This is a genomic window from Dokdonia sp. PRO95, from assembly GCF_000355805.1.
GTDB lineage: Bacteria > Bacteroidota > Bacteroidia > Flavobacteriales > Flavobacteriaceae > Dokdonia.
Window position 1 is genome coordinate 2,483,935 of the sequence record NZ_CM001837.1, and the last position, 12,991, is coordinate 2,496,925.

Sequence of the window (12,991 nt, forward strand, 5' to 3'; positions counted from 1 at the left end):
TACTATAACAACATCAAATCTATATATTATGAAACTAGCAATCGTAACGGCCTATCCACCGAGCAAAGTAACTTTAAACGAATATGCATACCATTTAGTAAAGCACTTTCGTCAAAACCAAGAAGTAACAGAACTGGTACTTCTTACAGATGTAACTCCAGACCAAGCAGATATCACTTTTGAAGAAGATGGATGCGAGATTACAGTAAAGCAATGTTGGAAATTCAATAGCTTAAAAAATGTATTCTCTATTGCAAAAGCCGTAAGAGCAACACAACCAGATGCAGTACTTTATAACCTACAGTTTATGAAGTTTGGAGATAAGAAGGTAGCTGCAGCGCTAGGATTGTTTTCTCCTTGGGTATCAAAAATGATGGGAGTAAAAACAACGGTATTACTTCACAATATAATGGAAACTGTAGATCTTGATAGTGCAGGTTTTACAAGTAATAAATTAAAAATAAAGGCATATAACTTCATAGGCGAGATGCTTACTCGTGTGGTACTTAAAGCAGATACAGTAGCGCTTACCATCAGTAAATATGTAGACATACTAGAAGAGAAGTATAATGCAAAAAATTGTGTACTGATCCCTCACGGTACCTTTGAGATTCCAGAAGAGCCATCTTATGATGTAGCACCAGGTCCTTTAAAAATAATGACGTTCGGAAAATTTGGAACCTACAAGAAAGTAGAGATACTTATAGAAGCTGTTCAAATCGTAAGAGAGCAAACCGGTCGTGATCTTGAGATTGTAATTGCTGGTACAGATAGTCCTAACACACCAGGATACCTAGCAGAAGTTCAAGAAGTATATAAACACGTTCCTAATCTTACATTTACAGGTTATGTAGAAGAAGAAGATGTACCTGTAATCTTTTCAGAAAGTGCGATGGTTGTTTTTCCATACACATCTACTACCGGAAGCTCAGGAGTGTTACACCAGGCTGGAAGTTATGGTAAGGCAGTAGTAATGCCAGACCTAGGAGATCTTGGTATTCTTGTAAAAGAAGAAGGATACAGAGGTGAGTTTTTTAACCCAGAGAGTTTACATAGTCTAGCTACAGGAATCCAAAACCTTGTAACAAACGACGCTTACAGAACAGAAATAGCAAAAGCAAATTATCAAGCAGCAACAGCATTACCTATGAGCCGTATTGCTCAAATGTATATAGATGTTTTTAATGGCACATCAAGAAGAACAAAAAACACCACATTAATGGCAGCATAATTACCGGTTCTTAATGATCAAATAGGCATCGTCTTTCACCCCAAGTGTATTAACAATTCCAAAAAAAGCCTGTTTGTTCTTTCGCCACGGTAATCTACCAGCCACTTCACTCGGTATATCCCTAAAATCATAAAGTGTCCAAGAGAGATAGTGTATACTATCTCTTTTCTGGGTTTTATAAAACTCAGTATAATAAGCAGCTTGATCTTCTTCATCTGGACCTATGGGATTCCATAAACCGTGATAAGCGGCAAGACCAAATTCTTGTAAAACCACAGGTTTACTAGTTACATCTGTTATTAATTTGTGAGCAGCACTTAGGTCCTTGAGGTCTTTGTAATAATGATAAGAGATAATGTCTACTTTATTTTCTAGATATAATGCGGCCTCTGGCGAAGACCAGCCTATAGTTACTGGGTGTGTATTATCTATAGTCTTGAGATAATCTATCGTTTGACTCAGCCAAGATAAAACTTCACGTTGCCCGCGACTTTCAAAATCTAGATTAGGCTCATTTTTTATATCCCATCCTAATAAAGCAGGATGGTCTTTTATATGTGTCACGATACTATATAGATGAGCATTTGTAATAGTCCAGTCTTGTATGCGATAATCTCCATAAAAGTCAAAAAGGGTGACCACAACCTTAAGATTTGCTGCTTGTGCTTCATCTAGAAGTGATGTGAGTTTCTCAAGCTTTTCTCGCGGAACACGCGCTTTGCCAAAATCCTCAAACCCCACAAAGACTCTTATAGAATTAAGCTTAAGATCATTAATAATTTTAAAATCTGTGGTGAGGGTATCTTTACTAAACGTAGCTCCAAAGGTATCCCAAGGGCTCCCTTGTGGGTAATAGTTAATTCCTTCTAGCATTGCAAGATCAATCGGGATAGTCTCTTTTTGAGCATCATCTACTGGATGTGAGGCTACTTTTTCAAAATGTCGCACTCTCCAGAAGCCATCTTCTAGTAATAGTATGATTTTATAATCATCATTAAAAGAGCGCTCTACTAGAAATTGCTCATTTTTAAAAACACGTTCTACACCTGTGACATTGCGATCTGTAAGTACAACCAGTGTACCGTCTGCACTATAAAATTCTAGCGAGAGGTGATGGGTGAGGGTCGTACTTTCTATATATACGTTTGCCTCATTATTTAATGTGATTAAGTCCTCAACCTTTCCGCGGGCTTGCTCTGTAAAATGATCAAAAACTCCAGCATTTTCACCTGTGTAAAAAGCTCTATTCTTTACATACCAAGCGTCTAGATAATCTTCTTCTATGCTTTTAAGATTTGCTTCTTCCATAGGTCTTCCAGGATTTTCAATAGACTCCCACTTCACCTGGGGTACATAGTGACGCTCTTTTGTTTCATCTAGGTGAAGCATCTTACTTCTGTCTGCACCCGTGTTTAAAAAAGCAATCACCTGACTTATACCATAGAGGATACCCGCATTTATGAGAATAAATCCAGCCAAAATTAAGATACGATATAGCGTTTTATTGGTTTTCAATCTGTAATTGTGATTTTGTATGTAGCCTCGAGTCCTAGGGTCTCAATGTTTACAACATATGTTCCTGCGGGATAGTCTTCTTCTTTGAGATAAAAGACGGCAGATCCATTTTTTGTTAAGCCGTTGTAGGTGTTATTGTTTATAGTAATTTGAACGTCTATTCCATTTTGCACTAGCTGGCCTAGGTAGCTCGTAAGTGGGCCTACAGTTAGATTTCTTTCGGTGATTTGTGGTGCTGGGATGCTGTCTATGATAGCTGTAAACTCTTGAGTAATGGTTTTGCTCTGTGCAATACCTGTCGCTGCTGCCCGTACACTCCAAGTGGTAGGGAAATGTGGGTGTAACGCTTTCGCGAAAGCGTACCCATTTATAGTACTCGCTGTAATCTGCCAGTGGGCACCTCTAGCATTTGTCATAAAAAAGGTGACGAGTGTCCCGTCTGTCATTACATTACCGTGTGCATCGCGTATTTGCGAACTTTTAAATGTGATGATTTCATTACCATCTGCATAGTTGTGATTACTACTTGCGGTGATAGTAAAATCTTGAGCAACATCTGGAAATACATCTGCAACCAACTCCTTAGACGATATATTTTCAATCGTACTTCCCGTACTTACTCGGCCGGTCTTAAGTGGAGCATAAATGCGTTTCCATACAAAGCCAGATGTAACCCCGTGAGATGTAGTTGTAATGTTAGATTTAAACTGCGACTTGAGAGCCACTTCTGTATTATCTGGCAGCGTGTTATCTAGTGTATCTGTAGGGATACTAACTAGCATCGTGTAGTCACGCACATTTGCAACAATACTACGTGGCCCAAGATAAGTTTCTACAGTGCCTAGTTGAGTAGCATTGGGCAGTAGTCTAAAACTTCCTTCTTGCGTAACCTTATCATTAAGATATAGGCTATAATTTACCACACCACTACGTTTTGTAAAACTAGGAGGAATATAAAACTGTGGTGTATTATTAATTGCTTCGGGCTCTATAACAATCGTAGCATAGGTACTAGAGACAATGAGATAAGCCTGTCCCGTGGCAATAATAGTGTCACCCATCGTGGTAATGTAGATTCCCTTTTCTGTAACTGTAGTATCCTCTATGTCATTTATAGATAGTGTTATAGGCGTAGCTGTTACTTCAAAGGGTTCTTCTTTACAACTAGACATACCGAAGCATATGAGTATACTCATATATAAAAGTAAATGCGATATGTGGGTGTGGCGCTTCATTATTTTGGATTACCTACATAGTTATTTGTGATGATGGTGATATATGCATACGGCATACCTGCTACAGGTATAAACGTACGGTTAGTCCCAGCATCATTCCGTTGAGGCACCACCTTATCAGAGATACTCTGGTTAGGTAGTCCATTTACAGAGGCCGTAGCTAGTCCAGACGCAACCTCTTTAGGTAATGCATCTGTATAAAGTACTTCAGAAAAAGGGCGTTTGCGTTGCTGGCGCACACTCTCATCTATATATCTGCTTTCTACCCATAGCAACTCCTTGTCTTCATTATAGTAGCCTATGAGTAGTTGTGGTATGGTCGCTTCTTCTATACTTGTATTAAAGAGAAAACCATTTAAGGTTGTGTCTTTTTGTGTGACATTAAAAAGGTCTGCAGCTTGGTAAAGATCTGTAGTTGCTACGTTTGCACTTACTTGTACCTCAAAGTTTACTGGGATGTCTGTAAGATCTACCTCTGTAAATGTATCTGGCTCGTAGGTAGTGGGCTTTTCTTCTAGCGCAGATGCCCAAGCAATACCCTCAAAGTTTATACGATATAGCGTTGTTTCCTTAGGCAGTAGTTTATGCTTTACTACATCTTTTGCATTAAATCTTGCCAGCTCCTCATTTTCTTCATTATACAAAGCTCCTGTCACAGAGATATCTGCAGGGATATTATCTACATTCTGTATTTCGCCTACAATAGCATAGGTTGTGTCTAGCTGTACCAGTCTTGCAGAGAGTACCTCTACAACGGGTTGTTTAAGTACATCTTCGTGAAAGGTTTGCTCTGAGGTGACGGCACGCTTACCGTGATTATAATATCTAGTGCCACTTTGTATGAGTAATTGCTCTGGTGGGATGTCTGGATCTACCTTTTGAGGTATAATGTACCATTTGCTCTTCTTTTTAATGAGCTCTAGCTCATCTTGAGTTTGTATCTCCTTGAGTGGTGTAATCCAGGTGGCATCTACAATACCTTGTGCAGTTGTGTCTGTCTTAGGTGTTATATCTATGTGCAAGCTATCTAGCTTTGCATATGAACTTAACAGGCCATCTGAGACCGATATCTCAAGCATAAACTGTGAGAGTTTTTTATCACTCTCTGGATCAAGATAAGAGTGCGCACGCTCAAATTCTTTAAAATCTACAGCATCATAATAGGCCGTGACCACATTTCTTGCAGAGAGTTGTGTGGTGTTTTTTACATAAAATAGATATCCTGCATAGGCTATAATAATGAGTAAAACAATCGTCCATAATATAGAAGCCCAATATAATAAGGAGGGCGCTCGCTTGTATTTTGCAGCAAATGCAAAATATAAGGGAAGCTCATTTTTTCTATTAAAAGATCGCGTCCATAAGGCACCTAGATGCAATAGTATTGCGAGTATTACTGTTGAGAATGGAATGATGCCCCACATAAGTTTTAAAACTAGCGGTGCATCTTCTCTAGGCAGCACACTAGGTAAGGGAGCAATACCTGCTTTTTCCCAAACCATAATACCGTTTTCTAGTAAGCTCAATCTGTGCCAGCCAGCAAAGTAGAGTAGTGGGTCATAAAATTTATCATTAGAAAACACATATTTTAAATGATACTTTTCTGGTACCGTAAGAAACTGCTGTAGCGAGCCTATTCCTTCTATACCTCTATATTTTGAGTTTTCGAGACGCTCTACCGCTCGTGTGGTAAGCTCTGGCAGCCTTCTAGCAGAGTGGTAATCTCCATCTACCGTGGTTGCCTTAGTTTGTGCAGAGAGCCACGCCATCTGGTCTCCAAAACCTAGTGGTAAGTATCGCCATTTATAATGCTCATCTTCATTTAAGAAGTTTACAATAGGCGTCATCTTAATTACATCTGGCTGGCTCGGTCTAAATTTTCCTAGGGTAATTGTAAAAATGGCAATAAAAATAAATAGTAGCGATAAAAATGCTCCAGATGCTCTATGCACCAGCGTTCCCCATTTTTCTTGCAAGTAATCCTTATAATCTCCCTCTACAAAGCGGTAACAAAATTCGCCAAAAACCGGCAGTGCCATTATAGATGCCCATAATGTAAAGCGGTCTAGTGTAAGGATATTAAAGGCATTTTCGCCTAGCATTGCCAGCGGAATAGGTGTAGTACCCCCAGTACCCAAAATAAAAAGTAAGGTAAATGAGATGCCAAAAAATAGAAGGCGCTTGCTATAATATCTATAAAAGAAATAAGGAAGCAAGAACATTAAAAGTCCCCAAGGGATCACAAAAAACACCAGTCCAGAAGAGAGTACTTCAAGAAAGCTGTCACGCGACCCGTGCGGTATAGGCACCTGCGTGATCGGATTATTTTTAGTATTTACCCAGTACGGTAAGATGCACGTGATGATAAGAAACAAGGAACATCCTCCAAATATGATGATGCGTCTTAGGTGGGTCCATACCGCTTTCGCGAAAGCGATAACAGTCACCTCCTTTGTACTATTAACCTTTTCTCTCGCAGCATCCATTACCACCATTCCTAACAGTGGGAATATGAAGAAAACCATACCAAAGATAGGAGTCACGTGATGTGAAGTAACCGTTACCGAGAGTAATGCCAGTGCTTTAAAGAGGTGTCGTTTACGCGCAGTTTTTACCCAGAGATATATCTCCGGCAGGCAATGCATTAATACAGAGATACCTATAATGCTAGGAAGTTGCCCAAATATATGGAGCGTTTCTACAAAGGAAGAACTAAATACGGCTAGCACCGCAGCATAACCAGCGACCTTTTTATTAGGTATAAGCACCATCGTAAAGCGATACACTCCAGTAATAAATAGTACGACTCCCGTGAGGGCGACAGTAAACATCCCAAATTTAAGACCACCTATATAAGAGAGTGCTCCTATAGTTTGATGCACTAGTGGTGGGTATCCCATTACTGTAAAGCCAGTATACCAGCTATAACTCCAAGGCTCAAACCAGTTAGTCGCATAGTGATTTGCAAAAAACAGGTGTATAAGAGCGTCATAAGTGCGCTCTACAGTAAAAAACATAGCCGTCCCGTGGAAAATCATTCCGAGGAGTACGGCACTTACTAAATATTTGTTAGTTCTAGACTGTTTCATTTGGGAGTGAAAAGATACCCTTTTTAATATTCTGATTCAAAGATAGTTCTTTCGATGAATGGTTCATCCTTCGACGAATGGTAACCGTCGATACAAAGAATCCAGCCATCGAAAATTCAAAAAAATAGCTGCAATCTGGAGGTATGTTTGTCTTGTAAAACAATAACAACACACAAAAACACACATTATGAAAACTGGAATAATCATCCCTTGCTACAACGAAGAAAAGAGACTTAACACAGAAGCATTTGTAAAATTCATTAAAGAAAACCGCGATTACCACCTATGTTTTGTAAACGATGGAAGTAAAGATAAAACGCTAGAGGTTCTTTATAGTATGAAAGAACAAGCGCCTAATGCAATAAGCATTGTAGATGTAAAAAAGAACTCTGGTAAAGCAACCGCTGTAAGAGCAGGAGCTAGATTCTTATACAGCAAGTCTACTATCTCTACGATAGGATTTATGGATGCAGACCTTTCTACAGACTTCAGAGATTTTAAGGACCTCGTTAAAACTCTGAAGACTGAGGGAAAGCTCGTAGTTTTTGGTTCTAGAAACGCTTTAGGAAGCGGTGAGATAGAGCGTAACTTTATGAGAAATATGTTTTCAAAATTTGTGAAGCAGTTTATCTTATTAATCTTAGGATTACCTATAAGAGACACGCAGTGTGGAGCAAAAGTATTTACAAGAAGCATCGTGCCTGTAGTATATGACAATGCTTTTACTAGCAGATGGTTGTTTGATGTTGAGATCTTCTTACGTCTTAAGAGCTACCTAGGAAAAGAAAATACAATGACGAACATCTTTGAGCAGCCACTTATGAGATGGGTACACGTAGATGATTCTAAGTTAGGAATGAAAGACGCTTTACAAATCCCAATGAATCTTACACAAATCTGGATGAACTATGCTTTTCAAAGCAATACAGCAGCCAGCGCAATCCCTACAGAATTTGCACTAGACACTATGTCTCAAGAATTTTCTATAGCAGCATAATAATTACTGTTTCCTAGTCCCCATAAAACATCATTTATCCACATCAAATCTACTATTATGAACATCTATCCTATAAAATTTGAGCCTATCCTTCAAGAAAAAATCTGGGGAGGATCTAAACTACAATCGGTACTTAATAAGAAATGTACTAGTGATACGACTGGTGAGAGCTGGGAAATATCTGGAGTAGAAGGAAATATATCACAGGTAGCAAACGGATTATACGAGGGAGAATCACTGGTTTCTCTTTTAGAAAACCACACCAGTGAGTTTGTAGGAGCTGCAAATTATGAACGATTTGGAAATGAGTTTCCGTTGCTTATAAAGTTTCTAGATGCAAAGACAAATCTTTCTGTACAAGTACACCCAGATGATGAGATGGCACAAAGAGATCATAACTCATACGGTAAAACCGAAATGTGGTATATCATGGACCATGAAGAAGAAGCAGAAATTATATTAGGTCTTAAAGATAAAAACGCAAATACAGAAATCTTACGTGATGTGACAGGAGATAATGTATATGACGTATTTAATAAAGAAAAAGTAACAAGAGGTGATGCATATTTTATTCCTGCAGGAAAGATACACGCCATAGGAGCAGGTGTACTGGCAGCAGAGATACAGCAAACCTCAGATATCACCTATAGAGTATATGACTGGGATCGCACAGATAAGGAAGGTCAAAAAAGAGATTTACACCTTGACCAGTCTGTTGCAGCTACTAAGGAGTTTACTGAAGAATGTAAGAAAGAATGTAAAGTAAATAGTAATACCTCGTCAAATGTTGTTGCCTGTGATTACTTTACCACAAATGTGCTACGAGTAAATAAAACTTTTGAGAAATCTTATGCAAACCTTGACTCTTTTGTAATCCTTATGTGCGTTGAGGGTTGTGCCTCAGTAACCGTAAATAATAAGACAGAGATTGTATTTAAAGGTGAAACCATCTTACTTCCAGCAAATTCTAAAGAAGCTTTTTTCTTTGCAAAGGATGCTCAATTTCTAGAAGTATATATTGATTAATAAATTAAATCTGTACGCAAATCCCTAAGTAAATCTAGGATGTACGTTGTTGTTATTGTTACTTCTATTAGATTAAGCAATACTAAGGTTACGTATAGATTATATAATAAATCCTCATTGTCACTTGACGATGAGGGTTTTTTGCGTTATCATAATTTATTAGAAAGATCCTGAGTGATTATATGAATTAATAATACTTTTAATAGTTACGCTTTCGCGAAAGCGTACCACGATTATACAATAGTCTTATATACAGAAAGACAAAAGCCCCATACAACATACGGGGCTCTAACCAAATAAACAAACCAATCAATCAATCATTCAATAATCATTTCTTTTTAAGGGTTAATAGTACTCTTTCTGCGCACTAGTGCAATAAACAGTAGTCCAGCAATGAGTATGAAAACAAATGCCATAATAGGCGGAAATAAGCTAGCACGATGTGCTGTTACTTCAGTAAAGTTTTTACCATCTACTCGCAGTGATAAGGTGTGATTATTATCATCATTAAGTACAAAGTGTTTCTTATTAAACCCTTCTTTGAGTAGGATTAATGCACTCTGGCTTTTGTGAATATCTACAAAAGCTGTGTTTTCTATAACTGCACTTTGTATAGTGGTAGGCACTCCAATCACTTTAAAAACTACCTTAGTTTCATGTCCTAATTGTACAATGCCGTTTAATAACAATACTTCTTTATTCTCGTCAAAACGTATATGCAAGTTGTTCTTAATATGAGTAAGAACCATTTCTTTAAACTCCTCTGGAGTGGTATAAGGCGTGTCTGAAAAATGCGTGTTTATCTCTTGCTGAAAAGCAGTGAGAGATGCACTCACTTGTAGCACCCATGTTTGATCTTCTTGCTGCACTAACATTGTAGTGGAAGCATCTGATTGATGTGCAAGTGCTTTAAAAGAAAAACACAATATGCATAGAACAATCAATAACGATTTCAGTTTTTTTCTAGTTTGCATAAGCTCCGTTTAAACAGTTGATAAAGTTATTTGCTCCAGCTGCATCTACATGGTAATGATATCCTCTCACATCATCCTCATGACCTCTACAAGCATCTAGGTCGCTAGGCTCGTTACCATCACTATTAAGTTGTGCATATAGCCCATGCCCATCAATTGCATAGCCTATCATTGCAGCATGTCCATCTTCTTGGGCTAGCTGGGTAGTAACTCCTGTAGCTGCATGATAGTGATAACCTGCGTTAAGATTGATGTGACCTCCAGCATCATCAAATGGTGCTAGTGTATATGCTCCTAGTATTGCATCTGTAGGTGCTGGTGCGTCAAAAACTACTCCATTAAAAGCTACACCTCGCTGTGATGGGCCGTTTCCTCCCATAGGACCTCCGCCACCAAAATTAATGGAGCTAGAAACTCGTTGAGGTGTTACAGGGATGAGGTACGTTCTAGTGAGGTCTGCCACATAAGAGGGCAAACATTCTACACAAAAATTCTCATATTCTTCTCCCACGTTTGGGTTTGCGGCATTTGCACAGTCTTCTAGTGAGTCTGTTGTATAAATATCACCATTGTCGTCATACATAAGCCATGTAGTGTCATTGTAAAAGGAAGCCATATTTTCAATAAATGCTCCATCTACATCATATACTTGACCGTTTTCTAGCCAGATTCCTCCTGCCTCAGCATCATCTGCAATATTATCTGGACACCATGGACCCATATTGTGATCTGCTGGTGTACTTGTAACAACAAGTTCGTAGCAATCTGTAGTTACTCCGTTAGATAAAGTACAAGGAACCGTAGTAATAGTAACAGAATTGTCACTAGTATAAAAGAGTGATGCATCTACATCTATTACGACACCATCTGTATCTGTAGTTTCTCCTGTTTGAGTTGCATTATCATCGTTTGAGCAAGAGTTGCATCCTATTAATATCATTGAGGATATAAATAATCCTATGAGTGGTAATTTTGAGAAGTATGACATTTTTTTTTGATTTTATTGGTTGAAGTTTTTTGAAGTTAGATAGGAGTGATGTTTGTTTTTAAAAGCTCTGTGATTACTCACAGAGCTTTTGGCTAATTAAAAACAATTCACTTTTTACATATTACTTTTTTTCTCTGCGTTGTGGTTTTGGTGCTTTTTTAAATTCTTTTTCAGAGATGAAACCATCTTCGTTTGTATCTACTTTATCAAAGTCATTTTTTAGTGGACCTTTCATTTCAGATTTTGCAAGTTTGCCATCTTCATTCTTATCCATTTGCTCCAATAGTTCAGCATACGTAGGTGGTTTTTTTCTATCGTTTCCTCGTTGTGCCTGTGCCATTGAAACACTTGCAAATGCTACACAAAATATAGCCGTTATTACCGCCGTTTTAAATTTCATAGTTTTCATATTTCTAGTTTTATGTTACACTTATTTGACATCAAATGTAATAGGTAGTTTAATGGTTATGAGTCACTTTAAGTGAATGGGCGCTAGTTTTCTGTGAATGGCATTATCTAGCCTTTTTTTATAATTTGATACTGTGTAAATGCGATTATTCTAGCCTATAATAGCTATTCATAAAGGTTTCTTTAATTTGTTGGATGCGTTGTTTTCTTAGATAAATAAGTTGAATTAGCGCAAAAAAAAGCTGGGTAATGTTTTCTCATTACCCAGCTTTCTATAAATGTTTTGTTGCTCTTTACAAAGAGCATGTTTCAGTAAGTTACTCGAGTTTTAACGTCTTTATATCAGTAATAAGTTGAGCAATAGATGATCTATTTAAACCATTATATATTCCTCTTATGTGCTTATTACTATCAATGAGGAGAAAATTTTCTGTGTGAAGGAAGTCGTCTATCGTTTTTTCTTCTCCTAAGTCATTTTCTACAAAATAGAAGTCTCTTCCTAGTGAGTATATATCCTTCTTATCTCCAGTAACGAGATGCCATTTATTATCTATAACACCATTGTCTTCGGCATACTTTTTTAATACATCGACAGTGTCTGAGGTAGGCATCACGGAGTGAGATAGCAATACTACGTTTGGGTCGTCTTTAAATGCTTCTTGCACCTTGAACATATTATCTGCCATTTGCGGGCAAATCCCTGGACACACAGTAAAAAAGAAGTCTGTTACATAAATCTTATTATCAAATGTTTTTTGAGTAATAGTTTCCCCTAGCTGATTAGTAAGCGTAAAATCAGGAATTGTATGAAAGTCTTTTTCCTCTTGTGATCCTGGTACAATCCAGTTAGGTGTAAATGACTTCTCATTATAATAGGGTAGATACTCTGTTCTACTAGTTTCTACTACTTTGACGTTTTCCTTCTTTACTTCTTGATTACAACTAGTGATAGTGATAAGTACCAGAAGTAACAAGAGGCTCATTAGTTTATTTTGTGATAATAACTTCATCTTCTAATTTATAACAGGAGTTAGCTTTTCTCATTCCAAAAATTCGCCCATCACGAGCTTCATAATTCACGTATAATGTTCCGTTCTCAAGCCAGGCTTTTTGCAAACCGCTTTCTTGTCCATTGTCTAATTTCCTTTGCTTTGCAAGTACGCCAGTAGCATACCATTCTCTTTCAACACCTTCCTTCACTCCTTTAGTGTAATTGGATTGAGAAGCCAGAACTCCATTTTCCCACCAGCTTTTATAAATACTATCTAGCCGATTGTTTTTATAGTAAGATTCAATACGTAGTGTACCATTTTCAGACCATTTTTGAGCTATTCCTTCTCGTTTACCTTGGATATATCCTATTTTCTCGGCAAGTGTATCGTTAGGATAAAACCTTAGTGAGTATCCAGAAAATAATTCGTTATTATAATACCAAGCACCTTCTAGCGGATTCAAAACCAGCTCTTCTTTTAATACCTCTATATCGCTGATAGTTCTAGGTTTATCAGAATGTATAGCAATATCCACT

The 12,991-nt window shown here is 37.8% G+C and carries 11 protein-coding genes; 3 read left to right on the forward strand and 8 right to left on the reverse strand.

Annotated features, from left to right (window positions below):
- The first annotated feature begins 28 nt into the window (after nucleotides 1-28).
- Entirely contained in the window at nucleotides 29-1,231 is a 1,203-nt protein-coding gene (locus D017_RS11255; RefSeq protein WP_021779323.1) for a glycosyltransferase, read from the forward strand.
- Here D017_RS11255 and D017_RS11260 read toward each other — a convergent pair whose 3' ends face one another.
- Genes D017_RS11260 through D017_RS11270 form a run of 3 tightly spaced genes read right to left on the reverse strand, consistent with a single transcriptional unit; the run spans nucleotide 1,232 to nucleotide 7,070 of the window.
- Nucleotides 1,232-2,746, reverse strand: coding sequence for a glycoside hydrolase family 2 TIM barrel-domain containing protein (locus D017_RS11260; RefSeq protein ID WP_035336593.1), 1,515 nt, complete (start codon nucleotides 2,744-2,746; stop codon nucleotides 1,232-1,234).
- Nucleotides 2,743-3,942 (reverse strand): hypothetical protein, encoded by a 1,200-nt coding sequence (locus tag D017_RS11265; protein WP_152023892.1) that lies wholly within the window; start codon nucleotides 3,940-3,942, stop codon nucleotides 2,743-2,745. The genes D017_RS11260 and D017_RS11265 overlap by 4 nt, the downstream gene beginning before the upstream one ends.
- 38 nt (nucleotides 3,943-3,980) lie before the next feature.
- Nucleotides 3,981-7,070 carry a membrane protein gene (locus D017_RS11270; RefSeq protein WP_035336595.1) on the reverse strand — a complete coding sequence of 1,030 codons (3,090 nt, stop codon included), beginning with the start codon at nucleotides 7,068-7,070 and terminating at the stop codon, nucleotides 3,981-3,983.
- Between the two features lie 187 nt (nucleotides 7,071-7,257).
- Here D017_RS11270 and D017_RS11275 point away from each other — a divergent pair, with 187 nt between their 5' ends.
- Both D017_RS11275 and D017_RS11280 read left to right on the forward strand, forming a co-directional pair.
- Entirely contained in the window at nucleotides 7,258-8,067 is an 810-nt protein-coding gene (locus D017_RS11275; protein WP_035336596.1) for a dolichyl-phosphate beta-glucosyltransferase, read from the forward strand.
- A gap of 57 nt (nucleotides 8,068-8,124) precedes the next feature.
- Entirely contained in the window at nucleotides 8,125-9,093 is a 969-nt protein-coding gene (locus tag D017_RS11280) for a type I phosphomannose isomerase catalytic subunit (RefSeq protein WP_035336599.1), read from the forward strand.
- A 338-nt stretch (nucleotides 9,094-9,431) separates the two neighbouring features.
- On the opposite strand, the gene D017_RS11285 is transcribed toward D017_RS11280, so the two are convergent.
- The 5 genes from D017_RS11285 to D017_RS11305 all read right to left on the reverse strand — a co-directional run bounded on the left by D017_RS11285 (nucleotide 9,432) and on the right by D017_RS11305 (nucleotide 12,990).
- Nucleotides 9,432-10,067, reverse strand: a complete 636-nt coding sequence (locus D017_RS11285) for a hypothetical protein (protein ID WP_035336601.1) — start codon at nucleotides 10,065-10,067, stop codon at nucleotides 9,432-9,434.
- Entirely contained in the window at nucleotides 10,057-11,055 is a 999-nt protein-coding gene (locus D017_RS11290; RefSeq protein ID WP_035336603.1) for a YHYH protein, read from the reverse strand. The genes D017_RS11285 and D017_RS11290 overlap by 11 nt, the downstream gene beginning before the upstream one ends.
- Nucleotides 11,056-11,176: 121 nt before the next feature.
- On the reverse strand, nucleotides 11,177-11,464 hold the full coding sequence (locus D017_RS11295) for a hypothetical protein (protein WP_035336604.1): 288 nt from the start codon (nucleotides 11,462-11,464) through the stop codon (nucleotides 11,177-11,179).
- A gap of 316 nt (nucleotides 11,465-11,780) precedes the next feature.
- Nucleotides 11,781-12,473, reverse strand: a complete 693-nt coding sequence (locus tag D017_RS11300) for an SCO family protein (protein ID WP_035336605.1) — start codon at nucleotides 12,471-12,473, stop codon at nucleotides 11,781-11,783.
- A complete protein-coding gene (locus D017_RS11305) occupies nucleotides 12,451-12,990 on the reverse strand; it encodes a hypothetical protein (RefSeq protein ID WP_051583884.1) in 540 nt (179 codons plus the stop codon). The genes D017_RS11300 and D017_RS11305 overlap by 23 nt, the downstream gene beginning before the upstream one ends.
- Between the last annotated feature and the right edge of the window lies 1 nt (nucleotide 12,991).